The sequence below is a fragment of the Acidimicrobiia bacterium genome, assembly GCA_009694375.1.
Taxonomy (GTDB): domain Bacteria; phylum Actinomycetota; class Acidimicrobiia; order Acidimicrobiales; family VFJN01; genus VFJN01.
On the sequence record SHVB01000004.1, the window covers coordinates 140,849 to 165,414 of the forward strand.

At 64.9% G+C, this 24,566-nt stretch carries 24 protein-coding genes and 1 riboswitch; of the genes, 9 read left to right on the forward strand and 15 right to left on the reverse strand.

Annotated elements, in window-relative coordinates:
• Positions 1-28 precede the first annotated feature (28 nt).
• Positions 29-1,057 (forward strand): LLM class F420-dependent oxidoreductase, encoded by a 1,029-nt coding sequence (locus EXQ71_04555; GenBank protein ID MSO86777.1) that lies wholly within the window; start codon positions 29-31, stop codon positions 1,055-1,057.
• Here the strand turns inward: EXQ71_04555 and EXQ71_04560 are convergent.
• Together EXQ71_04560 and gcvP are read right to left on the reverse strand one after the other, a co-directional pair.
• Positions 1,054-1,437: a hypothetical protein gene (locus tag EXQ71_04560; protein ID MSO86778.1), complete on the reverse strand. Its 384-nt coding sequence runs from the start codon at positions 1,435-1,437 to the stop codon at positions 1,054-1,056. The two genes, EXQ71_04555 and EXQ71_04560, sit on opposite strands and share 4 nt — an antisense overlap.
• 57 nt (positions 1,438-1,494) lie before the next feature.
• The gene (gene gcvP / locus EXQ71_04565; protein ID MSO86779.1) at positions 1,495-4,332 is read right to left on the reverse strand and encodes a glycine dehydrogenase (aminomethyl-transferring); all 2,838 of its coding nucleotides are present in this window, start codon (positions 4,330-4,332) and stop codon (positions 1,495-1,497) included.
• 67 nt (positions 4,333-4,399) lie between these two features.
• Positions 4,400-4,506, reverse strand: a riboswitch (glycine riboswitch).
• Positions 4,507-4,573: 67 nt separating this feature from the next.
• Here gcvP and EXQ71_04570 point away from each other — a divergent pair.
• The 4 genes from EXQ71_04570 to EXQ71_04585 all read left to right on the forward strand — a co-directional run bounded on the left by EXQ71_04570 (position 4,574) and on the right by EXQ71_04585 (position 7,462).
• Positions 4,574-4,915: a hypothetical protein gene (locus EXQ71_04570; GenBank protein ID MSO86780.1), complete on the forward strand. Its 342-nt coding sequence runs from the start codon at positions 4,574-4,576 to the stop codon at positions 4,913-4,915.
• A gap of 140 nt (positions 4,916-5,055) precedes the next feature.
• Complete coding sequence (locus EXQ71_04575) at positions 5,056-5,820, forward strand: class II aldolase/adducin family protein (protein MSO86781.1); 765 nt, start codon at positions 5,056-5,058, stop codon at positions 5,818-5,820.
• Positions 5,757-6,263, forward strand: coding sequence for an ester cyclase (locus EXQ71_04580; protein ID MSO86782.1), 507 nt, complete (start codon positions 5,757-5,759; stop codon positions 6,261-6,263). The genes EXQ71_04575 and EXQ71_04580 overlap by 64 nt, the downstream gene beginning before the upstream one ends.
• Before the next feature lie 44 nt (positions 6,264-6,307).
• A complete protein-coding gene (locus EXQ71_04585; GenBank protein ID MSO86783.1) occupies positions 6,308-7,462 on the forward strand; it encodes an LLM class flavin-dependent oxidoreductase in 1,155 nt (384 codons plus the stop codon).
• An 18-nt stretch (positions 7,463-7,480) separates the two neighbouring features.
• Here EXQ71_04585 and gcvT read toward each other — a convergent pair whose 3' ends face one another.
• The 9 genes from gcvT to EXQ71_04630 all read right to left on the reverse strand — a co-directional run bounded on the left by gcvT (position 7,481) and on the right by EXQ71_04630 (position 15,600).
• Positions 7,481-8,572, reverse strand: coding sequence for a glycine cleavage system aminomethyltransferase GcvT (gene gcvT, locus EXQ71_04590; GenBank protein MSO86784.1), 1,092 nt, complete (start codon positions 8,570-8,572; stop codon positions 7,481-7,483).
• Positions 8,547-9,017: a MerR family transcriptional regulator gene (locus tag EXQ71_04595; GenBank protein MSO86785.1), complete on the reverse strand. Its 471-nt coding sequence runs from the start codon at positions 9,015-9,017 to the stop codon at positions 8,547-8,549. Before EXQ71_04595 ends, gcvT begins: the two co-directional genes overlap by 26 nt.
• Before the next feature lie 169 nt (positions 9,018-9,186).
• Entirely contained in the window at positions 9,187-10,086 is a 900-nt protein-coding gene (locus EXQ71_04600; protein MSO86786.1) for a hypothetical protein, read from the reverse strand.
• A gap of 76 nt (positions 10,087-10,162) precedes the next feature.
• The gene (locus tag EXQ71_04605) at positions 10,163-10,633 is read right to left on the reverse strand and encodes a bifunctional nuclease family protein (protein ID MSO86787.1); all 471 of its coding nucleotides are present in this window, start codon (positions 10,631-10,633) and stop codon (positions 10,163-10,165) included.
• 61 nt (positions 10,634-10,694) lie between these two features.
• Positions 10,695-11,582 (reverse strand): MerR family transcriptional regulator, encoded by an 888-nt coding sequence (locus tag EXQ71_04610; GenBank protein MSO86788.1) that lies wholly within the window; start codon positions 11,580-11,582, stop codon positions 10,695-10,697.
• Entirely contained in the window at positions 11,579-12,148 is a 570-nt protein-coding gene (locus tag EXQ71_04615) for an FHA domain-containing protein (protein MSO86789.1), read from the reverse strand. The genes EXQ71_04610 and EXQ71_04615 overlap by 4 nt, the downstream gene beginning before the upstream one ends.
• Entirely contained in the window at positions 12,061-12,441 is a 381-nt protein-coding gene (gene gcvH / locus EXQ71_04620) for a glycine cleavage system protein GcvH (protein MSO86790.1), read from the reverse strand. Before gcvH ends, EXQ71_04615 begins: the two co-directional genes overlap by 88 nt.
• 43 nt (positions 12,442-12,484) lie before the next feature.
• A complete protein-coding gene (locus EXQ71_04625; GenBank protein ID MSO86791.1) occupies positions 12,485-15,124 on the reverse strand; it encodes a mannose-1-phosphate guanyltransferase in 2,640 nt (879 codons plus the stop codon).
• A complete protein-coding gene (locus EXQ71_04630) occupies positions 14,968-15,600 on the reverse strand; it encodes a CDP-alcohol phosphatidyltransferase family protein (protein MSO86792.1) in 633 nt (210 codons plus the stop codon). The genes EXQ71_04625 and EXQ71_04630 overlap by 157 nt, the downstream gene beginning before the upstream one ends.
• A 14-nt stretch (positions 15,601-15,614) precedes the next feature.
• Here EXQ71_04630 and EXQ71_04635 point away from each other — a divergent pair, with 14 nt between their 5' ends.
• Together EXQ71_04635 and EXQ71_04640 are read left to right on the forward strand one after the other, a co-directional pair.
• A complete protein-coding gene (locus EXQ71_04635) occupies positions 15,615-16,427 on the forward strand; it encodes an SDR family oxidoreductase (protein MSO86793.1) in 813 nt (270 codons plus the stop codon).
• Positions 16,424-16,852, forward strand: a complete 429-nt coding sequence (locus tag EXQ71_04640; GenBank protein ID MSO86794.1) for an HIT family protein — start codon at positions 16,424-16,426, stop codon at positions 16,850-16,852. The genes EXQ71_04635 and EXQ71_04640 overlap by 4 nt, the downstream gene beginning before the upstream one ends.
• A 2-nt stretch (positions 16,853-16,854) precedes the next feature.
• Here EXQ71_04640 and EXQ71_04645 read toward each other — a convergent pair whose 3' ends face one another.
• The 3 genes from EXQ71_04645 to EXQ71_04655 are packed head-to-tail and all read right to left on the reverse strand — an operon-like array spanning position 16,855 to position 18,847.
• Positions 16,855-17,586, reverse strand: a complete 732-nt coding sequence (locus tag EXQ71_04645) for an SOS response-associated peptidase (protein ID MSO86795.1) — start codon at positions 17,584-17,586, stop codon at positions 16,855-16,857.
• Between the two features lie 24 nt (positions 17,587-17,610).
• Positions 17,611-18,411, reverse strand: a complete 801-nt coding sequence (locus EXQ71_04650; GenBank protein MSO86796.1) for a hypothetical protein — start codon at positions 18,409-18,411, stop codon at positions 17,611-17,613.
• A 10-nt stretch (positions 18,412-18,421) separates the two neighbouring features.
• The gene (locus tag EXQ71_04655; protein MSO86797.1) at positions 18,422-18,847 is read right to left on the reverse strand and encodes a PilZ domain-containing protein; all 426 of its coding nucleotides are present in this window, start codon (positions 18,845-18,847) and stop codon (positions 18,422-18,424) included.
• A gap of 141 nt (positions 18,848-18,988) precedes the next feature.
• Between EXQ71_04655 and EXQ71_04660 the strand changes: the two genes are divergently transcribed.
• Both EXQ71_04660 and EXQ71_04665 read left to right on the forward strand, forming a co-directional pair.
• On the forward strand, positions 18,989-20,710 hold the full coding sequence (locus EXQ71_04660) for an MBL fold metallo-hydrolase (protein ID MSO86798.1): 1,722 nt from the start codon (positions 18,989-18,991) through the stop codon (positions 20,708-20,710).
• A gap of 8 nt (positions 20,711-20,718) precedes the next feature.
• A complete protein-coding gene (locus EXQ71_04665) occupies positions 20,719-23,070 on the forward strand; it encodes an arylsulfatase (GenBank protein MSO86799.1) in 2,352 nt (783 codons plus the stop codon).
• Positions 23,071-24,274: 1,204 nt separating this feature from the next.
• Here the strand turns inward: EXQ71_04665 and EXQ71_04670 are convergent.
• On the reverse strand, positions 24,275-24,566 hold a 292-nt coding region (locus EXQ71_04670), incomplete at its 5' end, for an RCC1 repeat-containing protein (protein MSO86800.1).

Below are 24,566 nucleotides of genomic sequence, written 5' to 3' on the forward strand. Positions count from 1 at the left end.
ATGGGTATCCGGACTACGGTGGTGTCCTATGGACCTCGGACTGATCATCGGATATTGGCCCTCCTCCGGCCCCCCGCCCGACGCCGCCGAGCAGGTCGCCGCGGCCGAGCGACTCGGCTTCAAGAGTGTCTGGATGTCCGAGGCCTACGGCTCGGATTGTTTCACGCCCTTGGCCTGGTGGGGGAGTGCCACCGAGCGCGTGGAGTTGGGCACGGCCATCACCCAGATCTCTGCTCGCACGCCGGCATCCACGGCCATGACCGCCATCACCATGGATCACCTCACCGGAGGCCGATTCATTCTGGGGTTGGGAGTGAGCGGCCCGCAGGTGGTGGAGGGGTGGTACGCCCAGGAGTACGCCAAGCCCTTGGCCCGCACCCGGGAGTACGTCGAGATCATTCGGGCCATCCTCAAGCGCGATAAGCCCGTTGAGTACGTGGGCGACCACTACCAGATGCCGCTGGTAGGGGGTACCGGTTTCGGTAAGCCCCTCAAGTCGATTGTGCGCCCGCTGCGTACCGACATTCCGATTTATCTGGGTGCGGAAGGTCCGAAGAACGTTGCGCTGGCGGCCGAGATTTGTGACGGGTGGCTTCCGATGTTCTTCTCGCCGAAGGCCGATGGGTTCTACCGGGAGGCACTGGCGGAGGGATTCGCCCGGCCCGGGGCCCGGCAGGGCGCGGAGACCTTCGAGGTGGCCTGTGTGGTGCCCACCATCTTGGGTGACGACGTGGAAGCCTGCGCCGATCTCCTGCGCCCCACCCTGGCGCTCTATGTGGGCGGCATGGGGGCCAAGGACCGCAACTTCCACCGCGATGTGTTCGTCCGCCTCGGCTACGAGGCCGAGTGCGACAAGATCCAGGAGGCCTACCTCGACGGCCGCAAGGCCGAAGCCGCCGGTTACGTGCCCACGGCCATGGTGGAAGATGTTTATCTGATCGGCCCCAAGGAGAAGGTACGGGACGACCTGGAGGCCTGGAACGAAAGCTGCGTCACGCAGTTGCTCGTGAGCGGGCCCCCGTTCATGTTGGAGGAGATCGCCGAACTGGTCCTCTAGTTTTGGTCTTGGTACACCCGGCGGGCCCAGCGGATCATGGGGATTTGGAGCGGCAGGCGGGCCCAGGCGGCGCCGGCTGAGTTGAAGGGCGCGGGCGCGTCAGCGATACCTCCGCTGATGGCGGACTGGAGGTTCGCCGGGTACACCCCGATGAAGGTCAGCAAGCACACGATAGCCCCCAGTTTCCGGGTGCTCCGGTTGGCCACCAAGAGGGCACCGGCTACCTCGATGCCCCCGCTCACCAAGGTGACGGTGCGCTTGGACCCCGGCATCCAGTCCGGCACGATGACATCGAAGAATTCGGGTCGTACGAAGTGCATCACGCCCGCCGTGCCCAGAAACGCCGCTAGTCCCAGTGCTCGTTGCTCATCAGAGGCCATTGGCACAGGATAGGCGGCGGGGATGGGGTCCCCAACCGGCCCACGGGCCCGATGGTGTCAGGTCTCATACGCCTCGGGTGGGGGACACGCACAGATGAGGTTGCGGTCGCCATGGCCGCCGTCGATGCGGCTCACCGGCGGCCAATACTTCCCGTGGCGAAGGGAGGGAAGCGGGTAGGCCGCTTGCTCCCGACTGTAGGGACGGTCCCACTCCGCCACGAGAATGTCCGCTGCCGTGTGGGGGGCCTGGGCCAAGGCACTGGTGGCGTGGGGCACTTCACCTCGTTCGATGGCGGCGATCTCTTCCCGGATGGTGAGCATGGCCTCAATGAAACGGTCGAGTTCGGGCAGCGACTCGGATTCGGTGGGTTCCACCATGAACGTGCCCGCCACGGGGAAACTCATGGTGGGGGCGTGGAACCCGAAGTCGATGAGCCGTTTGGCTATGTCGTCCACGGTGACCCCGGTGGCCGCCGTGATGGGGCGGAGGTCGAGGATGCACTCATGGGCCACCCGCTGGTGGTCGCCGGTGTAGAGCACGGGGTACGCAGCATTGAGGCGATCCGCCACATAGTTGGCGTTCAAGATCGCCAACTCGGTGGCCTGACGGAGCCCGTCGGGTCCCATGAGCGCAATGAAGGCCCACGAGACCGGCAGGATCGATGCCGACCCATAGGGCGCGCCGGAGATGGCCCCGGGGCCCGTCGCCGGGCCCGCTTCGGCCAGGAGGGGGTGGTTGGGTAGGAACGGGGCCAGGTGGGCTCGCACCGCCACCGGGCCCACCCCGGGTCCGCCGCCACCGTGGGGGATGCAGAAGGTTTTGTGGAGATTCAGATGGCTCACGTCACCGCCGAACCAGCCTGGTCGGGCTACCCCAACGAGGGCGTTGAGGTTGGCGCCGTCGATGTACACCTGTCCGCCGTGACGGTGCACCAGGTCGCAGAGGTCGGTGATCCGTTCCTCGAACACGCCGTGGGTGGAGGGGTAGGTGACCATGAGCGCGGCGAGGTCGCTGGCGTGCTCCTCCACCTTGGCCTCGAGGTCGGCGACATCAACATTGCCGTCGTCGTCGCAGGCCACTACGACCACTCGCATCCCTGCCATTACTGCCGAGGCGGCGTTGGTGCCGTGGGCTGAGGAGGGAATGAGGCAGACGTTGCGGGCGGCTTCCCCGCGGGAGGCGTGGTAGCCACGGATGGCGAGGAGACCGGCCAACTCGCCCTGCGATCCGGCATTGGGTTGGATCGACACCTTGTCGTAACCGGTGATTTCCGCCAGCCACGCCTCGAGGGTGGTGATGAGTTCTCGATACCCCCGGGCTTGGTCGGTGGGGGAGAAGGGGTGGATGTTTCCGAACTCGGGCCAGGTGACTGCCGCCATCTCGGTGGTGGCGTTGAGTTTCATCGTGCAGGAGCCCAACGGGATCATGGAGCGGTCGAGAGCGATGTCCAGGTCCGACAGCGAACGCAGGTATCGCAGCATGTCGGTCTCGGAGCGGTACGTCGAGAACACCGGGTGGGTGAGGAACGCCGTGGTCCGCGCCAGGGCGGCGGGGATGGCACCATCGGCGTGGGCCGGTATCACCAGATGCAGGGCGGCAGCCAGGGCGGCCAGCACCTCTTCGCCGGTGGTCTCATCGAGGGAGATTCCGATGGTGTCGTCGTCGAGGCGGCGAAGGTTGAGCCCGTGAGCCAGGGCCGCCGCCAGCAGGTCGTCGGCCCGCGACGGGCACCGGAGGGTGAGCGTGTCGAAGAAGGCATCGGCGGTGAGTTCGAATCCGGCGGCGCGCAGACCCGCCGCCAGGCGAGCGGTGCGGTGGTGGACCTGCTCGGCGATGTGTCGCAGGCCTTCGGGCCCGTGGTACACCGCGAACATGGCGGCCGTCACGGCGAGCAACACCTGAGCGGTGCAGATGTTCGAGGTGGCCTTCTCTCGACGGATGTGCTGTTCGCGGGTTTGCAGCGCGAGGCGATGGGCGGGCCGACCGGCGGCGTCGACCGACACCCCCACCAGGCGGCCGGGCATGGAGCGGCGCAGGGCGTCGCGGGTAGCGAGGAACCCGGCATGGGGTCCGCCGTAGCCGAGGGGCACACCGAAGCGTTGGGTGGAGCCGATACACACATCGGCCCCCTGCTCACCCGGTGGCGTGAGCACCGTGCAGGCCAGCAGGTCGGTGGCGACGGCCACCAGGCCTCCGCCGGCATGAACGGCGGCGATAGTGGGGGAGAGGTCGCGTACCTCCCCGTGGGTGCCGGGGTGTTGGAGCAGGGCCCCGAACACATCGGTGGCATCGAGGGTGGCGCAGTTGGCTACGACGAGTTGGATGCCGATTGGTTCCGCCCGGGCGGCGAGCACCGAAATGGTTTGGGGATGCGTCTGGTTGTCGACGAAGAATTTGGTGGAGAGATGCTTGGTGGAACGCCGAATCAGGGTCATGGCCTCGGCGGCGGCGGTGGATTCATCGAGCATCGAGGCGTTGGCGATGTCCATGCCGGTGAGATCGGTGACCATGGTTTGGAAGTTGAGGAGGGCCTCTAGTCGGCCCTGGCTGATCTCGGGCTGATACGGCGTATAGGCCGTGTACCACGCGGGGTTCTCCAGCACGTTCCGCAGAATGACAGCGGGGGTGTGGGTGCCGTAGTAGCCCGCCCCGATGAGCGATGTGATCACGGTGTTCTGACGAGCCAATCGCCCCAGCGCGGCGAGCACCTCGGGCTCGGAGCGGGCGGCGGGCAAGGACAACGGTTGGTCGTTGCGGATGGTCTTGGGTACCGCTTGGTCGATGAGTTCACCGAGGGTGGTAACGCCGAGGGTAGCGAGCATGTGCTCGACTTCGGCCGGGCGAGGGCCGATGTGTCGATCGGCAAAGGTGATGGCTGGTTGAGGGTTCAACAACGGCTCCGAGGGTGTGGGGCGGGTGGGGTTGGTCCCCCGCTGTCACCCTGGGGGGCTTCAGCGTCGCCTCCCCCGTGCGGTCCTGGAGCCTGAGAGGTTACGGGGCGTTTGCACCTTCGGCGCCCGATCACCCGCCCTGGGGGGCACGCATCGGGACTCTCCCACACGGGTTCGTCAGCCCGCCCACCTTACCTGGGCAAGAACCCGCGGGAGCGACCGCTGATGACTATGGTTTACGTCAGTGACAGTATCCTCCCCTACCCAACCTTGCCGCTGGTGCGGCCGGGCCTTCCCTAAAACCAGCGGCCCCGGGCGTCCTCGGCTGTTTTGTGCGCCGGCGTGTCGCCAACGGGATTACATCAGCCGGTTACGGGCGCAGGAAGCCGGATTGGCCGAATCCGAATTGGTGATCACGCGACGGGAATTGGAAGAACTGCGAGACAAGTTGTTTGTACTGGAGTGCGCGATAGAGGATGTTCGGCGAGACCTCGGCGACGGCGGCGAGGCGCTCGAGGCGCTCGAGTGGGTGATCGACGCGGCCCTGCCGCTGTTGGGGGTTCCCCTCGGAGAAGGCACAACTTGACGTAACGGTTATTATGGGCGTTTAGGGGAAGCGGGGGTAAGAACTGGTGATCGGCCCCGCACGGCCCCGCCGCCGGGGCTAACCCTCGCTCGCCAGGCGACGTAGACTGTGCCGGTCCCGTGCTTCCCGGAGGTAACCCTGTGATCCGTCCCGACCGGCCCCACGCCCTTCCCGAGTTTGCCTCCCCCGATGACGAACGCACCCACATCAAACAGCGGATGGCGGCGGCGTTCCGATTGTTTGATCGCTTCGGCTTCAACGAGGGGGTGGCCGGTCACCTCACCGCTCGCGACCCCGAGCGCACCGACTGCTTCTGGGTGAACCCCTTCGGGCTGTCCTTCGGCCTGGTGCGGGCCTCCGACCTGATCTTGGTGAACCATCAGGGTGAGGTAGTGGAGGGGGATTGGCCGGTGAACGTGGCCGCCTTTGCCATTCATTCCCAGGTGCACGCCGCCCGACCCGATGTGCAGGCGGCCGCCCACACCCACAGCAAGGGCGGCCGGGCGTGGTCCACCCTCGGGCGCCTCCTCGACCCCATCACCCAGGACTCCTGCACCTTCTTTGAGGCCCACGGCCTGTTCGACGACTACACCGGAGTGGTCATTGATGTGGAGGAGGGCAAGCGCATTGCGCATGCCCTCGGCGACCATAAGGCAGCCATTCTTCGCAATCATGGGATTCTCACGGTGGGACGCTCGGTGGATGAGGCAGCCTGGCTGTTCATCACGATGGAGCGGTCGTGTGAGGTGCAGTTGATGGCCGAGGCCGCCGGCGTGCCGGTGAAGATCGATCCCGAGTTGGCCCGCCACACGAGAGAACAGGTGGGCAGTCCGTTCGCCGGTTGGTTCAGTTTCCAGCCGCTCTACGACAAGATCGTGGCGGACCAGCCCGACCTTCTCGACTGAGCCCGGCGGGTCTCGACGTGTCTGTGAGCCCGATTGGATCCAAGCTTCGTGATCACCGAGCCGCGGTGGTGACGGAGTTGCTGGCGGCCCTCAACCAGCAGGACGTGGAGGCGGCCTTGGCCTGTTTTACCCATCCGCGCTACGAACTGGTGGGCAACCAGCGGGTGTTCGATGGGGCCGATCAGGTTCGGCGTTATCACGAGACCACCTTTGCCACCTTCCCCGACCTGGCTTTCGAGATGATCGATAGCCACCACTCCGAGGGGTCGATGGTGGTCGAGATGTGGATGCGGGGATCCCACCTGGGCTCTCGGGCCCAGTTCCCTGCCACTGGCCGGCGCTTCCGTTGCCGGGTAGCTGCCGTGTTCCAGTTCCAGGAGGCGGATCTTATCGGCGCCCGCTACTACTACGACACGGGAACCATCGCCCGACAACTGGCCTGATCCACCCCGCCGGAGCCCGGTTCGCGCTGCCCTAGGCTGGGCCCATGGATTGGCCTCTTTCCTTCGGTGTGTTCCTGGCCCCGTTTCACCCGGTGGGGCAAAATCCCACCCTGGCCCTTGAGCGCGACCTCGACCTAGTGGTCCACCTCGATGCCCTGGGTTTTGATGAAGTCTGGATTGGCGAGCACCACTCGGCGGGCTACGAAATCATCGCCAGCCCGGAGGTGTTCATTGCGGCGGCCGCCCAACGCACCCAACACATTCGTCTCGGCACCGGTGTGAGCTCGCTCCCCTACCACCAGCCCCTGATGCTGGCCGACCGAATGGTGCTACTCGACCACCTCACCCGCGGTCGGGTGATGTTCGGGGTGGGGCCGGGTGCGTTGCCATCGGACGCATTCATGATGGGGATCGACGTGAGCCGACAGCGGGACATGATGGAAGAGGCCTTCGAGGTGATCCTGGCCCTCCTGGAGGGGGCGGCCCCGGTAACCCACGAAAGCAGTTGGTTCACGTTGCGTGATGCGCGCCTCCAGTTGCGGCCCTACTCGCAGCCCTGTTTCGAGATCGCTGTGGCGGCGCAGATCTCGCCGTCGGGCCCCCGGTTGGCCGGCAAGCACGGCGTGTCGCTGCTGTCGCTCGGGGCCACCAATCAGGGCGGGTTTGATGTGCTGGGCTCTCATTGGAACGTGATGGAGGAGCGCAGCGCGGAGTTCGGTACGGTCGTTGATCGGCAAAAGTGGCGTCTCGTTGGTCCGATGCATATTGCCGACAGCAAAGAGCAGGCCTACCACGACGTGACGTTCGGACTCCCCCAGTGGGTGGATTATTTTCAGCGGGTCGCCGCTCTACCATTAGGCCCGGACACCACCGATGTGGAGGAGATGGCGAATGCCATGAACGCCTCGGGGTTTGCGGTGATCGGCACGGTGGAGGATGCCAAAGCCCAGATCGCCCGACTGGTCGAGCAGTCGGGTGGCTTCGGCACCTTTCTCAACATGGCGCATGAGTGGGCCGACCGTGAGGCCACCTGGCACAGTTACGAATTGTTGGCCCGTTACGTCTTCCCAGAGTTCCAGGGGTCGGCTGTGTCAGCTGAGGCGAGCCGGGATTGGGCGGCGGAGCGTCGTCCCGAGTTCATGTCGGCGGCCACCGCCGCCGTGATGGAGGCGATTCAGTCGCATCATGCTTCCGAGTGACCGGTCGTCGAGGTGGGGCTAGGGCCGAGGGATGAAGGGCGTTGCTACCACCCGGGCGGGCATCTGGGCCCCGCGCCCGTCGATGACGACCTCGGTACCGACCGCCAGATCCGGCGGAAGGAAGGCCAGGGCGATCCCGTGCCCAAGCATCGGGGAGAAGTTGCCGCTGGTCACCACCCCCACCGATGCCTCGTCCACCAGCACGGACTGATCAGCTCTCGGTGGCCGCCGGCCCTCCACCGCTAGTCCTCTGAGGTGCCGGGCGACGCCGCGCTCTCGCTCGGCCAGCAGGGCGTCGCGTCCGCAGAAGCCACCCTCTTTATCCCAGGCCACCACCCAACCCAGGCCGGCCTGCAGGGTGGTGATGCCGGAGCCGAGTTCGTGACCGTGGAGGGGAAGAGCCGCCTCGAGCCGCAGCGTGTCCCGTGCGCCCAACCCGGCCGGCACGACGCCGGCGGCCAGCAAGCCATCCCAGACGATGTGCGCTTCCGCCGCCGGCACGGCCAACTCGACGCCGTCTTCCCCGGTGTAGCCGGTGCCGGCCACGACGCAGGTGACCCCCGCCACCGGGGCCGTCCCCACGCGAAAGCGGCCGATGGCCGCCGCGTCGGGGGCAATGGTGGCCAGGCGGGACCGGGCCCCCGGGCCCTGCACGGCGATGATGGCGCGAGACGCGGTCACGTCGTCGCCGCCGATCGCGCCCACGACGTCATGGGTGTTGGACGCATTGGGCATCACGTCGAAGATGTCTTCGGCCGTCCACCACACGATGATGTCGTCGAGGACTGAGGCATCGGCCTCGTTGAGGAGATGGGTGTATTGGGCGCGGCCGGGGGTGATCTTTGTGAGGTCGTTGGTAAACGCCGCCTGGAGGCGGGCGAAGGCATCTCGGCCCTCGACTCGCACCGTGCCGAGATGACTCACGTCGAAGGCCACCGCGTCGGCGCGACAGGCCCGGTGTTCTGCGAGGGTGCCCTCGCCATAGGACAAGGGCATGTCCCACCCGCCGAAGGGCACCATCTTGGCCCCCAGAGCTCGATGCGCGGCATCGAGGGGAGAGGTTCGCGGATCCACCGATACGAACCTATCGGGCGATTGAGGTGACGCCATCCTCGGGGGCCGGGGGGTTGGTGAGGGGGCGCAGTTCCAAGATGGCGGCATCAACCTGCTCCACCACGCCGTCGAGGGCGAGAAGGTTGAGTACCCCCTGGCCCTGATACTTATTGACGACGTCAATCAGGTTCTCGCCGGGGCGCACGAGCACGACGCTGTCCCCCGCAATCACCAATTGAGCGGCCGATAAGTCGTCGCCCAGGTCACGCAAATATTGAAAGGCGGAACGCACCCGATCGAGGCGCTGTCCGGCATCGATCAGGGTCTTGATCATGCGCAACTCGATGAGGTCCTTGTAGGAGTATCGCCGCCGCGAACCACTCCCCTTGGCATCGGCGAGCGACGGCCGGATCAGGTCGGTGCGGGCCCAGTAATCGAGTTGGCGGTAGGTGATGCCAACAATGTCGGCGGTCTCTCGACCGCTAAATCCCTCTGTGCTCATGACAGGCGTCCCTCGCTGGTAGCGGGCCCTAATGGGTGGGTTCGGGCGGGTAACACCAGTGGAGTTACACTGATGTGGTTGTGCCCGAGCACACTACGAGTAGGGCGTCGAGTCGTCAACGGGCAATGCTGTCGCGCCTCACCCTCGCCTCCCCTGTGGCCCGCCTCCGCTAGGGGATGCGGTAGTGGTGGAGCGACTGGCCGGTCCCTTCACTGATGGTGGCGTAGCCGTTCCCGTCGGCATCGAACGCGATCGCTTCGCCCTGGACCTCAGGCGGGGTCGGGCCGTTGCAGGCGATGCCGGCCATGGCCTCGGTGACGCTTTGGCCGTCGGTTCGGGCGAAGATCCGGGTTCCGCCGTACACCCGCAGGGCGATCTCGCGGCCGCTCTGGGAAATCGAGGCCCCGGTCACGGCAGAGAGGGCACCGCTTCCGACGTTGATCTCCCCCGCTTTCTCCAGGGTGGTGAGGCTGCCAGCGGCGGGAATTCCAGACGTCCGGTATACGCCGATCACGCCCCCGCCGAGTTTCTTTTCAACGATGACGAGGTCGCCCGTGGTGGGGTCCACCAGGAGCGCCTCCGCGTTGTGGGCGCCATCGGGATATCGGAGTCGGAGAATTTCCACTCCCCCCAAGGCGATCGCAGGCCCCGGGGTGACGACGGGTTCCGGCACGCGGTACACCAAAATCTCGATCCTCGCCGACGAGTTGTCTCCGATGTCGGCGGCGTAGAGATAGGTGGTGTTAGCCAAGGGACCACGCCCAATGGCGAGGTCCTCCCAATCCACCGCCATCGCCCCGGTCAGCTGGTACTGCCGAGTGACCTCGCCTTGGTTGTTGAGAGCAAACAGCCGGGCGCTATCGCCCGAGTCGTTGTGCACCCACCATTGTGAGGGGTTGACGCGGCCGGCGACGATGCCGGAGATTTCCACCAGGGCTGGGTCGGTGACGGGGCCAGTGGAACTAGCGACGAGGCCCGGCCTACTGCAGCGCAGGAAGACCTCGTGGGACGAGGGGCCGCAGCCGGTAAGCAGGAGTGCAGCCACCAACACGCTCCCAGTAAGAGACATCCGGCCGACCATGGCGCCAGGGTACCTGTTGCGCCCACCTTCGCGCCGCAGCCTGGCTTAGGGGGCGTTCCTCCGGTTAGGAGTCGAAGTCTTCTGGCTTGACCTGTTCGATGAAGTTCTTGAATTCATCAACGATCCCTTCGGGCACAGCCCGTCCGACCTGCCGGCCGGCGGTGTTGAGGACGCTTTCCTCGGCAAAGACCGGGGCACCGAAACGCAGGGCGAGGGCGACGGCATCAGACGGACGGGCCGAGACTGATTGCACGTCTCCGGCATGGGCCAGGATGACCTCGGCAAGAAAGGTGCTGTCCCGGAGCTCGGTGACCACGACGCGCTCGATGCGCGCACCGAGTCGGTCGAGCAGGTCTTTCATGAGGTCATGGGTCATCGGGCGAGGGGTAGCCACTTCCTCGAGGGCGAAGGCAATGGCCGCCGCCTCCGGGCCCCCGATGAAGATTGGCAGAATCCGATGATCGCCGGTCGACTCACGCAGCAGAAGGCAGGGGATGTTCGGAGGCTTCTCCAGCTCGATGCCCACTAGTTCCATCTTGACTGCCACCCGGGCAGCCTATCCAAGTGAAACGTCGGGTGCGCTCCGAACGGCGAGATTATCGAGGTTCGGTGTAATCCCGCAGGGCGATTCGCAAGAGAGCCGAGCGCATCTGGTCTCCGAGGCCGGCCAGTTCCCCAAGGTTGGCTGCGGCCTGCTCCCGCGCCGTGGGGTTCCGCTGCTTGAGTAGTGGCATAAGGATTTGCTCCATGAAACCCGCCTCCCGCTCGGCGGACACCTTGTACATCCGCAGATGGCGGGCCTCGATGCCAAAGCGCATGAAACCGGCGGCCGTATGGGCTACCACCAGCGCATCTCCGTCGTAGAAGGTTTCCCCAGCCACGGACCGTCCGGTCAGCAGGCCGAACCCCGCCAGGTTAGTGAGGTCATCCGGACTGAGGCCGGACGCCGCGGAGAGTTCCTCCCGCGTGAAACTTGCGCTGGTGGCGCCCCCGTCGAGTGGGTTGATCGAGGGGCGGGCGGGCAGTTCGGGCATGGCGGGCGCAGGGCGAGCGCGAGCGCGAGCGGGCTCGGGCTCGCGTCGACGGGAGGGCGGAGGCAGTTTGGGGGCGGGGTCGTGGCTCGCCACGGTGGCGGTCGGCGCGGGGGTGACCTCCTCGAAAAGGGAAGGCGGGTCGCTGGGGATCACCGCCACTGGCTCATCGGGTGGTACTACCTGTCCGGCTGCGGTGGCTTCCTCGAGGCGGTCCTTCATCACCTTCAGGGGAAGGAAGTGGTCGCGCTGGTGGCGCAGGATCCAACGCAGGCGCTCGATGTCGCCATCGTAAAATTTCCGATAACCCGACGGGGTGCGTTCAGGATCAAGCAGACCCTGGCTCTCGAGAAAACGGATCTTGGAGATGGTGACGTCGGGGAAATCGTCCTGGAGCAGGTTGAGTACCTCGCCGATGGACAGGTGCGAACGTTCGGGCGCGGTGTGGGTCATGGGAGGCCAACCAGGAAGAGCAATTTGAAGGTGCCGATTTGGATCTCATCCCCGTGGGTCAACGGAGCCAACTCAACCCGCTGGCGGTTGAGGTAGGTGCCGTTGAGCGACCCGGAATCAGCCACTTCGTACCCGTCGTCCACTCGACGCACTTCCGCGTGCCGACGAGACACGGTGATGTCGTCGAGGAAGATCACGCTTTCGGGGTGGCGGCCGGCGGTGACGAGCGGTTCATCAAGGGCGAAGCGGGAACCCGAGTTAGGTCCCCGAGTGACCACTAGGAGCCCGAGGCCAGCGGGAATGTTGGCCAGTTCGACCTCCAACTCCTCAACTGATCCTTCTATCGGGACCAACACCGAGACGGTGGTGTCGTGCTCCTGGCCGGGGAGGGTGAGGCCCGCGCCGCAGGACGAACAGAACCTTCCGGTCAACGGGTTCGGGTGCCCGCAGTGGGGACAAGTCGTCTCGGCCACGATGCCTAGCCCTCGACCAGGTCGCGATAGTCGGCGGCGCTGAGGAGGGAGTTGAGTTGCGAGGCATCGGTGAAGTCGATCACAAAGATCCATCCTTCGCCGTAGGGGTCTTCGTTCAGCCGTTCCGGCGCGTCGCCCAGATCGGTATTGACCTCACTGATCGTTCCGGACAGTGGCGCATAGATGTCGGAGACGGACTTGGTGGATTCGACCTCACTGATCGATGCTCCCCCGGTCACCGCGGTGCCCACATCGGGAAGGTCAACGAAGACCACATCGCCCAGAGCGTCCTGGGCGTAATCAGTGATACCCACCCTGGCTCGAGTGCCGTCGATGCGAATCCACTCGTGGTCGGGCGAATACTGGAGGTCGTCCGGGATGTGCATGCCCCCAGGCTATCGGAACCCTCGATGCCGTGTTGAGGGTTCGCTAACGGAGCAACTGACGGATGCGTCGCGCGTACTCCCCCGCCAGGGCATTCGCGTCGGATTCGGTATCGGCTTCGGCCCAGACATGAGTCAGCGGTTCCTCCGGGTCGGGTAGAGCGAGCGCCCAACCCTGGTCGTGTCGCACCTTTACGCCATCGATGAGTTGCACCTCACGGTCTTTGCTCATCTCCACCAGAGACCGCATCACCATCCCTTTCTGGTCCCAGGGGGTAACGACCGCCTCGTGGGCGAGGTGAGGCTGGGGAAGGCTCGCCACGATGGTCGAAAGGCGCCTACCACTTCGGGCCAGCAACTCGAGCACCTTCACCAGGCTGGCGGCCGCGTCGAAGGCGGGGAGGAAGTCCGGGACGATGAAGCCACCGTCGGTACTGGCGGCGAAGCCAACCCCCGACTCGGCTGCGGCTTGCATCAAGGCGGGGGTGGAAACCTTGGTGCGTCGCACCGCCACGCCGTGGGATGCCGCGATGGCTTCGGCATGGCGGGTTACGGTGACCGGCAGGGCGATGATCTCCCCCGCCAGGTGACCGCTCACCAGGGTGAGCAACGCCAGCAGCGCTTGCTCATGGGTGAGTACCCGGCCGGAATCATCGATCAAGGTGAGATGTTCGCCATCGGGGTCCAGCACGGCACCGAGATGGGCGCCGGAGGCCCGTACCACGGCGGCCACTTCCTGCGCATGGACGTGTCGGTCGAAATTCACAGCCCCGAGAGTGGATGCGTAGGGGTTCACCCCGAGGATGTCGGCCCCCAGTTTGGCCAGCATGTTGGGCATCACGAAGGAGGTAGAGCCGTAGGCGTAATCCACCACTATCTTGAACCTCGCGTCCCGGATGGCGCTGATATCCACGGTGGCTTCCAGGGCGGCGGTGTATTGCTCCAGGGAACGGGGCGGAAACCCGATGTCGCCGATCTCGGTGGGAAACACCCGGCGGAAGTCCTCCCGACCGAAGAGACGCTCCACTTTGCGTTGCTGGTCTTCCGAGAGGTCGGCGCCGTTGGCATCAAAGAAACGGATCACACAGGATTGGGGATCGCCCTCCACGAGGCGGATCGATAGGCCACCGGCGTGTTCCGGCCGGCGCACGATGAAGCGGGTGACCGGTACCGACGCCACCTCCAGGTCGAGCACGTTGACCCCCGCCGCGTTGACGCCAGCCATCATGGCGCGCTTGAGCATGCGGGCGGTGCGGCTGGAATCGCGTGATGTGACGATGGTGGCGTGCTTCTTTAGGGAGGTGGCGTAGGCCATAGCGGCACGGGTGGCCAACTCGGGGGTGATGTCGACGTTGGCGAGGCCGGCTACCCCCACTCGACCGAAGAGCGACCGCGACCCGCGCGACTCCCACACAATCGAGGAATTGATAACGGCCCCTTGTTCAACTGTTTTAAAGGGGTACACCTTCACTCCGGATCCGAGTACGGCATGTTCCCCTACGAAGCATTCGTCGCCGAGTACCACACCCTCCTCGGCCCGCACGCCGCCCCGCAGATCACAGGAACGGCCGATGATCGCACCGCGCAGCCGCACCCCCTCCCCTAGGTAGGAGTTGTCGTGCACGATCGCCCGCTCGAGGTCGGTGTTGGCCCGCACCCGCACGTTGGTGCCCAGCACGGTGTAGGGACCGAGGCGCACACCTGCTTCGATGCGGCAGTTCTCCCCGATGACGGCGGGTCCTACCACGGTTGCTTGGGGGTGGATCTCGGCTCCTTCGCCCACATGGACGCCGTCGCCCATCTTGAAACCGGGGATGTTCACCGCTACGTGACCGTCGAGGATGTCCTTGTGGGCGGAGAGGTAACTCTCCAAGGTGCCGACGTCTTCCCAATAGCCCTCGCCGATGGCGCCATAGAGGGGGCGGCCATCGGCGAGGAGGGCCGGGAATACCTCCGAGGAGAAGTCCACCGGGCGGTCCGCATCGATGTAATCGAAGATCCCGGGCTCGAGTACAAAAATGCCGGTATTGATGGTGTCACTGAACACCTGCCCCCACGACGGCTTTTCGAGAAATTGCTCGATGGATCCGTCAGGTCGCGTGATGACGATGCCAAATTCGAGCGGGTTCGTGACGCGTGCGAGGCCAATGGTGGCGAAAGCATTGGTGCGCTCGTGTTCCGCCACCATCGTCGACAGATCAATATCGGTGAGCACGTCGCCGGAGATCACCAAAAACCGCTCGGTCAACTGATCCATGGCATTGCGGACCGACCCGGCCGTACCCAAGGGCGTGTCCTCGGTGGCGTAGACCATCTTCACTCCGAAGTCGGAGCCGTCACCGAAGTAGGTGCGGATGTGGTTGGCCATGAAGGCCACCGTTACCACGATCTCGTCGAAACCGTGCCGTTGGAGAAGGGTCACGACGTGTTCCATCATCGGGGCATTGACCAGCGAGATCATGGGTTTGGGGGCGTTGGAGGTGAGGGGACGCAGTCGGGTTCCCTCCCCCCCCGCCATGATCACGGCCTTCATGAGGGCGAGGATACCTGGGGTGTTGAGGGGACCGATCGCCCCTCTCGCAGAGCTCGACGCGCCAGGGGCACGTACAACGCAGCGGCCAACCAGGACAGGCCGAGGCCGGGAAGGCCGATGAGCCAGGCCGCCGTGGTGGCCTGGGCGGCCCATTGGACCGAACTGGCCCCGGCGAGAAAGAGGGGAAAGGCGACCATGAGGCAGAGGGTGCCGGCCTTTCCGAACCAGGTCACGTCGATGCGGGTGGCACCGAGGGCCGCCAGGGTGATGGTGGCCACCGCTACGAGTACCTCGCGCACCAATACGGCAGTGGCAAACCACCCGGCCACGCTTCCGTCGATCCAGATGGCGGTTACCCCCACGAAGAAAAGAACGCGGTCGGCCACCGGATCGAGCACTTTTCCCAGGTTGGAGATCTGGTGAAACCGACGGGCGATGTACCCGTCGAGAAAGTCGGTGGCTCCCAGTGTGAGCAGAAGGAGCGCGGCGCCTAGCCGGTTCTCTTGGTCGAAGAGGAGCCACCAGAAGACGGGTAGCAGACACAGGCGCACCCCGGTGATCACGTTGGGAAGGGTGAAGATCCGATCGCCGCCGTCGGCGCTGGGGGTGGTGGCCTGCTCGTGGCGCATTCCCCCACCCTAGGATGCCCACCATGGTGAACGGCGCTGCACTGAAGGGCCAGGTTGCTTTGGTGACCGGGGCGGGGTCGGGGTTGGGGGCGGCCATCGCCCACGACCTAGCCCAGCAAGGAGCCCACGTCGTGGTCAATGACGTGCGGGCCGACGCGGCGGCGGCGGTGGCCAAGGAATTGGCGAGTGAGGTGGCCGTGTTCGATGTGTCCGATTCGGCGGCCTTCGACGCCGCGGTAGACAACACGGTGTCTCAGCACGGCCGCCTGGATGTGTTGGTCAATAACGCTGGCATCGTGGTGGATCGCCCGGAGGTGATCGAACGGCTCATCGCCGCGGAGGTGGCGGCGATGAATGGTGAAGAGGTACCGCCGGTACGGGTCTTGTCCAGTCTCACCGACGAGCAGTTCGACCGAATGTTGAAGACCCACGTGTATGGCACCTTCTACGGAATGCGAGCCGCATTGCGCCACATGGAGGAGGCACGCGCTGGGGCGATCGTGAATCTGTGCAGCGTGTACGCCTATCGCGGATCGGTGGCGGGCCCGGAGTACGCGGCCGCCAAGCACGCCATCGCGGGAATGACCAAATCGGTGGGGGCGGAGGTGGCGTCACTGGGTATACGCGTGAACGCAGTGGCACCCGGCTTCATCGACACCCCCTTCTTAGACCCGTTGGTCGATGCGAGACCCTTCCTGCTGGCTCGTATCCCGGCGGGACGCTTTGGTCGGGCTGAGGAAATAGCCAAGGTGGTCCGGTATCTCGTTTGTGACGCCACCTACTCCTTCGGTGAGGTCGTTCCGGCGAGTGGCGGGTGGCTCGCGTGAGCACCATTTTCACCAGAGTCATCGACGGCGAGATCCCGGGTCGGTTCGTTTGGCGTGATGAGACAACGGTGGCGTTTTTGCCGGTTGCCCTCCTCGCCCCGGGCCACACGCTGGTGGTACCGATCGCCCCCGTGGACCATTGGATCGACCTCGCTCCTGAAGCGAACGCTCACCTGTGGCGGGTAGCCCAGACGATCAGTCGCGCTCTCGACAAGATCTACCGGCCGCTAAAAGTTGGAGTGCTGGTGGTGGGTGAAGAAGTGCCCCATACCCATGTGCATCTCGTTCCCTTCACCGACCTAGCCCAGATGAGCTTCGCCAACGTGGACTCGAGCCCTGCAGCCGAGGTCCTCGATCGGCAAGCCGAGGCATTACGAGTGGGACTGCGGGCGGCGGGCCACGGTGAATTCGTTCCGAGCCCTTGAGCTCACTGCACTTCCTCGGTCACCGGCGCAATCAACGACGGACCATCGTGGCGGGCGTTGTTTACCTCGGGGGACACGGCGTGGATGGCGATGACCTCGGGAGCGGCCGGTACGAGGAGGTCGCCAAGCACTTCGAGGTCTGTGTTTTCCCGGTTCAGCCACTCATCCCAGGCTGACGGCGGCAGGATCACTGGCATGCGGGCATGGATCCGGCCCATCGGGGCGTTGGGCGTGGTGGTGATGATCACACAACTCTGTGGAGGGCTTCCCTCCGCACCAGCACTGTCCTGAAGGTCCCACAGTCCGGCGAAGGCGTAGGAGTCGCCGGCGGGGTGATGAATGAAGAACGGCTGCTTCCGACCCCGCTTCGGATCGACCGGGTTGATTCGCCACTCATAGAAACCATCGGCGGGGATGAGGCAACGACGTGACGCCAAGGATGCTCTGAAACTCGGCTTTTCGGCCAACGTCTCCGCCCGCGCGTTGATCAGGAGGGGCGGGGTTTTCCCCGCCTTCCCCCAGCGCGGGGTCAAGCCCCACCGGAAGACCTCGATTCGCGGTGCCCCGTCCTGGGACACGACGGCGTACACATCCTGGGTGGGTGCAACATTGTAGGAGAGGGGTAGGTGCGCGACGGGCGCGGTGGCCAAGAAGGAGGCCGCGATCTGTTCTGGCGGGGTGGCGGAGACATACCGGCCGCACATCGCTCGAAATCTACCCCCCAAAGCGGCCATTCTCTAGGGGCGCGGTGGCACCGGTCAGCTGTGGGGTCGGTAGTCGGTTACGGGTTCCGTCGACCGCAGGCGATGGTAGGCATCGGCGGGTGCTTCGCCGGGGGCGAGGGTGACAGCCCGAACGATGGTGGCACTGGGGATGAGGGCGTGGTCGCTGAGCCGGGCCAGGAGCGACGTAATGCCGTCACCGCCCCCGGCGGGCAAGAAGACTCGTACGGCAGTGCTTGATGCGAGAAGTCGGTCGGTGTCTCGCATCTTGCGTTCGACAGCCATGGCGAGGGCGGTGGCCTGGGCCGTCCGGTCGGATTGGTCGGATAGCTCCAAGGAGAGAACGGCATCCCCGGTGACCGCCGCGTTCAGGGCGTCATAGAACGAATGCGAATCCCCCACGTTGGTGGGTTTGGAACCCCACGCTATGCGGGTGGGACGTTTGCGCCGCTCCCGGTTAGTGGTCCGCATCTCGGCGCGTCGGTCAAGGCTCGTGATGGCGTTCTCGAGGGCGGTGATGTCGGGCTTGAAGATGACCAGTGGGCTCACCGAGTAGCGGGCGAGCAGGCTGGAGTCGGCCTGTTGGGAGAAGACGATCGGCGTGACGCCCGCAGCAATGGCCGTAGCGATGATGTCGAAGTCGCTGTTGAAGTCGGAGGCGAAGTCCATGATCACTCCGGTGGGGTGGAGGGCGTTGATGGCACTCACGGCGGTGCCGGCGGTATGGGTGACGACGAGGACCTCGTGGCCTAGGTCGTTCAATAGGCGCTCAATAATTTTCGTGTACAGCCGATCGGCATCGCATATCACCCAAGTCCTGTCGGTGAATGTTGCCAACGGTTTCCTCCTAGTGCGCCACGTCGGGGCGGGGCTCGGGGGTCCAGCGCCAGGTCTCGGCGATGTGGCCGTGTTCGCCGGCCAACACGCGTCTCAGGGCCTCGCGGAGTTGGTGGTCGATCTCTAGAAAATGGAGCCCGTAGCACCAGGTGCCCGGTTGCCCAGCCGTTACGTGGCGCACTTCGGCAGTTCCGTGGCCACCGCCGATGGAGATACCTACCCGCGCTCCAATGGGGAGGACCTGGGGATCGTCTACGTTGACCTTGGCTCCACTGTGGGAGAGGTTCACGACCTCAGCCGTAATTTCGGCATCGGGAGAGGCAGGACTGATGGTGCGAGCCCCTCGGCCCGGGGGACGCCACCCGAGGGTGATGCGGGCCACGGCCACGCGTGGCCCGGCGCGACGTTCCCGCTCGGAGGCCTCGTTTATCCCCATGGTCCATCATCGTCGCCGACGACGCTCCTCCCCACGGCTGACCTCCTAGACGAACTGAATTTCCGAGGGTACACAACAACCTTCTTGCCCCGGGTGTACCTGCCCCGGGGCGGGGCCTGCACCACGACTACGGTGAATCCTATGGCTTTACCTCGCCGCATTAGTCGATCCTTCGAGCCCGATGATACTCACACGGTGACGTTGCCTGACGGACAGCGCGCCCATGCCGACCACGTGGCGCAGTCGCGGGTGCTTGAGCGCAGTTTTTATGAGGTGCGTCCCGGCGTCTGGTGTTTGGTGGGCAATGGCCTGTCGAACCAGACCTTCATCGAGGCGCCCGAGGGCATCATCGCCATCGATACGGGTGAATCGGTACAGGAGATGCAGGAGGCACTGCGCGAATTGCGGGCCCGCACCGGCCAACCGGTGGTGGCTGTTCTCTACACCCATTTTCATTACGTCAATGGGACCCAGGCGATCCTGGAAGCGAGCGAGGCTGAGTCGGTCCCGATCTATGGTCACGAACGTATCCCCACGAATCGCTCACGGGCGGGAGCGGAGATAGCGCCCACCTATGGCCGGGGGCTCGTGGAGCAGTTCGCTGTGCTTCTCCCCCCCGATGGGCCTGACGGAGTGGTGAACGTAGGGTTGGGCCACTTTTACCGCAACCCCGCTCACGCACCGTTTAGCCCGGGGTATCTCCCGCCCACCCACGGCTTCTCGACAGCCCACACCATCATGGTGGCGGGTATGGAAGTGGAGGTTACCCCCGCTCCGTCGGATGCGGATGACTCGGTGACGTACTGGTTCCCATCCATCGGGGTGGCCGTCAACAACCTGGTGTGGCCCACCTTGTTCAATGTGTTTGCGATTCGCGGCGAGGAATACCGGGATCCTCAGGTGATGCTGGCGGGGCTGGACCACCTGCTGTCTCTCGGCGCTTCCTACTTGGTGGGCACTCACGGGCCGCCGATCAGTGGTGCCGAGACCATTTTGGCGCGCGTCACCCGCTATCGCGACTCCATACAATTCCTCTGGGATCAGACCGTTCGGCTCACCAATAAAGGTCTCACTAGCACCGAGTTGGCTCAGGCGATCCGACTGCCTGACGGGTACGACGAGGACCATCTCACCAGCGAGCGTTACGGCGTGGCCGAACATCACGTGCGCCAGATTCGTACCGGATTATTCGGCTTCTTTGATGGCGACGAGGCGAATCTGTTTCCGCTGGCCACGGCCGAGCGAGCCGGCCGGCTTATCGAAGGGTTCGGAGGTCGCGACGAGGTGCGGCGCCAGGTGGAGCAGGCCCTGGCGGCCAATGACCTGCGATGGGCACTTGAGCTGGGGTCGTGGCTGGTGCGTAGCGAGGCGGCCGAACTGCCCGATCAACTCCTCCTCGCCGAGGCGTTGCGACGGGTGGGTCAGCGTTCCTCGGCGGCCAACATCCGAAGCTGGTGTCTTACCCGGGCGCGGCGCCTCGAGGGCACCGTGAACATGGATCGCCTCTACACCCATCGTTTCCGGCGAGCGCAGACCCTCGCGGGACCCATTGCCGCATCGGTGCATGCCCTGCGGGTGGTATTGGATCCCCTAGCCGCCGAGGGACTCGACGTTCATCTCGGCTGGCGCTTCTCCTCGGGCGAGACGGCGGGCCTGCATGTACGCAATGGGATCGCCTGTCCCACCGAGGGGGATAAGGCCACCATTTGGATGGAGTGTTCGGCGGAAACTTGGGCCGATCTCCTCGCCGGCTCCGCGGCATTGTCGGAGGCCATCGGCGACGGGTCGCTTCTCGTGGAGGGCGATGGCTCGGTGCTCAGCGTCACGCTGGGTTGTTTCGAGGTGGAGGGACTGCGCACATGACCGACGGCATGAGAGGCTCTGGTCAAGGCGGGCGCGCCGTGCCCCGCCCAACGCCCGCGTTCGAGGGGAAGATTGAGCGACTGATCACCGACTCGGAACCGGTCCCACTCCGAGTGCCCTCGGCGCCGTCGGATGCTCCCAACGTGGTACTCATCATGCTCGACGATGTTGGTTTCGGCTCCTGCGGCACCTTCGGCGGGCCCGTGCCCATGCCAGCGCTCGAGCGCGTGGTGGCTGGTGGCCTGCGTTACAACCAGTTTCACACCACGGCGCTGTGCTCGCCGTCGCGAGCGGCACTGCTCACGGGGCGGAACCATCATGCTGCCCACATGGGCGGTATTACCGAGATTGCTAACTCTTTTCCGGGCTACGACAGCGCCATTCCACCTGAGGCAGCCACCATCGCGCAGGTGTTGCGACTCAACGGTTACAGCACGGGGTGTTTCGGTAAGTGGCATCTCACCCCGTCGTGGGAGCAGGGTCCGGCGGGCCCGTTCGATCGTTGGCCTAGCGGCATGGGCTTCGATCGCTTCTACGGCATCATCGGAGCAGAGGCATCACAGTGGGAGCCCCCGGTCTACGACCAGACCACCCCCATCTCGCCCCACCTCGGGCGGCCCGACTATCACCTCAGTGAGGATCTTGCCGATCAGGCCATCTCTTGGATCCAACGCCAGCAGACGTCTGCGCCCGACCGCCCGTTCTTCTGCTACTTCTCCCCACCGGCCGTCCATGCGCCGCACCACGTCGGGGTCGAATGGTCGGATCGCTTCGCCGGCCAGTTCGACGAGGGATGGGATGCGTTACGGGCTGCTATTTATCAGCGTCAACTTGCTCTCGGGGTGATTCCGGCGGGCACCGCGCTCACGGAGCGGCCTGTGGAGATTCCGGCGTGGGAGGACTACCCCGAGCGATTCCGGCCCGTGGCGGCCCGGTTGATGGAGGTATTCGCCGGGTTCTTGGCCCACACCGACGCCCAGGTGGGGCGGGTTCTCGATGCGGTGGACCAACTGGGGCTTACCGAAAACACCCTCGTGTTCTATCTAACCGGTGACAATGGCGCGTCGGCGGAAGGAACCGTGCATGGAGCATGGAGCGCTCCGTCGTTCCAGAACGGTGTTCCTGAGGATCCCGAGTGGCTTCTGGCCCACATGGACGACTTCGGCACCGATCGGTGCGAGAACCATTTCAACGTGGGTTGGGCCTGGGCTCTCGACTCCCCGTTTCAGTGGATGAAGCAGGTGGCTTCGCACTTCGGCGGCACGCGTAATGGGTTGGCCGTGTCTTGGCCAAAGCGTATGACCGATGAGGGTGGGCTGCGCCCACAGTTCCACCATGTGGTGGACATCGCCCCCACGATTTACGAGGCGGCCGGCATCACCGCCCCCTCGCACGTGAACGGAATCGAGCAAATGGAGATACACGGAACCTCTATGCTCTACACCTTCCCCGACGCCGCCGCCCCGAGCACCCGGCATTCGCAATACTTCGAGATTCTCGGCAACCGAGGCATGTATCACGACGGGTGGATGGCGTCGTGCTTCCATGGTCGATTGCCCTGGGTCCGACTGCAGGGCTACGACTTCGATGGTGCCCATGAGCAGTGGGAGCTGTATCACGTGGTGGAAGATTTCTCGCAGGCAGTGAACCTAGCGGAGGAGTTCCCAGAGAAACTCGCTGAGTTGCAGGCGTTGTTTCATGAGCAGGCCTTGGAGAACGGCGTGTATCCGCTGCGGGATGTCGGATCTCCCATGGGCGGAGACTTTGCGGTACCAAGTTTGCTGCGAGGTGTGACCCGCATGACATACACGACCGCCCACGTTCGGATGCCGGAGACTTCCGTGTTGAACCTCAAGAACTGTTCGTTTCAGATCACGGCGAAAATCGTCACCACCGCACCCATTGAGCACGGCGTGTTGGCGTGCCAGGGAGGCGCTATGGCGGGCTGGTCGCTATACCTCGACGACCAGGGCCACCCGATCTACCACTACAACTGCTTCGGTCATGATCAGACTGCGGTGCGGGCATCGCTGCCGCTCTCCCCTGGCCTTCATCACATCGTGGTGGACTTCGCCTCGGATGGTGGTTTCGGACAGGGCGGAAACCTGATGCTCTCGGTGGACGGAGAGGCCGTGGCCTTCGGGCGGATGGAACGCTCGGTGCCGATTGTGTTTTCGATGAGTGGTGAAACCTTCGATGTGGGTGTCGACACCGGATCCCCGGTGGGCCCGTATCCCCCGCAAAATCCCTGTTCGGCCGAGATCATCGGTATCACCCTGGCCCGTCTCGCGGCCCCTGCCCCTGAAGTGCTTGAGGCCATGCGGGTGGGCGAGTTTCGAGCAAGCCTTAGTACGCAATAGCCAGGGTGAGTCCATCAAACCACCGGGGCGGGCCGGGTCATTAGAAGGATCCCCCGCTGGGATGGTTCCCTCGGCTAATTTTATCGCGTGCGCCTGTGGTTGCGATCAACCCGAAACAAGTGGTTCGCGTTTCACCGCGTCGTGGACCTCAGTGATGGCAGGGTTCGAACGCCGGCCGAGTGCGAAGCGAGTCGGGCCGCAGAGGCCCTCTCCCGGAAGGCCCTGGCCGCTTCGGCAGATGGGCGAGTAGCCGCCCGGGCGGCCTACGATTTGGCTTATTCGGGTGGTAATCATCGGGATCTCGATGCGGTGGGCCACCCCCGCGAGTAGCGGCCCGGGCTGAAGGGTCGTTTGGCCCATGCATCACCGAGGTAAGGCATGACACTGTGACGGTGGGGGTCTCGTCGCCGGCGGATGTGGTGGGGCCCCCATTGCGCGGGTTGCGACGGTGGCCCGCCCAGGGCCCTGGCTCCCTCCGATAGCAACTGCTGGGGCGACAACTTCATCGGGGAGTTGGGGAACGGCACCAACACCAACTCGAATGTTCCGGTGGCGGTGTCCGGGATCTGACGGGCTGGGGGTTGGCTGGTGTTTGCGCCGCCTGCCGGTGGTCGAGTCATCCTTTTTCTCGGATGTGCTGGACGATGCGAAGCCCAGAGCAAGACCGGCAACCCCGATCACGATCACCGCCCAAAGAGGTACTCGCTTCTTCCACCAGGACAGGGGCTCAGACACCACGGGCGGCGGAGACGGATCGCCCGGCGGGTCCACAGCTGGTGGCTGCGGTGGATACCACTTGTCATCGCTTGCCTGCCACCAGTCAGGCCCACCACTCTGGTCGCTCATACGTGCTCCCCCTCGTAGACGGGGCCACGTTAGCCGAACACTGGACGCCTAAACGTGGCCGCCACGATGCACGCTAAGGCGATCCGTGGCGACCAGTGGGGCAACCGGCCAGGCGATGTAGACGGCTATCACTCGGCGGCGTCGTTCGTCCATGTCGGTAGCAGACCATTCGGCATAAGAGTCGAAGCGGTCGGTGACGCCCAGGTGCAGCCATTGCTTTTGCATCGCAGCATCGTGGCCGGCGGTCAGAGCGTCGTGAGCCTGGCCCCGGTCGAACGTTTCGTAGGCAGCGAGGTACCGGCTTCCGGTTTCGCTGGTGGCACCGGCGGCCTGGCCGGCGGTGGCGAGGCTCGACGACCTATGTTGACCCGATCACCGCCACCGGAACATACGAGTCGGTGTTGGTGCCGTTCCCTAACTCCCCGTAGTCGTTGTTGCCCCAGCATTTGATGGTTCCTCCGGTGAGCAACGCACACGAATGGTAGAGGCCGGCGGCGACGGCGATGGCGTCAGTAATCCCGGTCACTCCCACCGGAACATTCGAGTCGGTGTTGGTGCCGTTCCCTAACTGCAGGCCCCAGCATTGGATGGTTCCTCCGGTGAGCAACGCACACGTAGTGCCGCCAAGGCCGTCGTTGCCGGCGGCGACG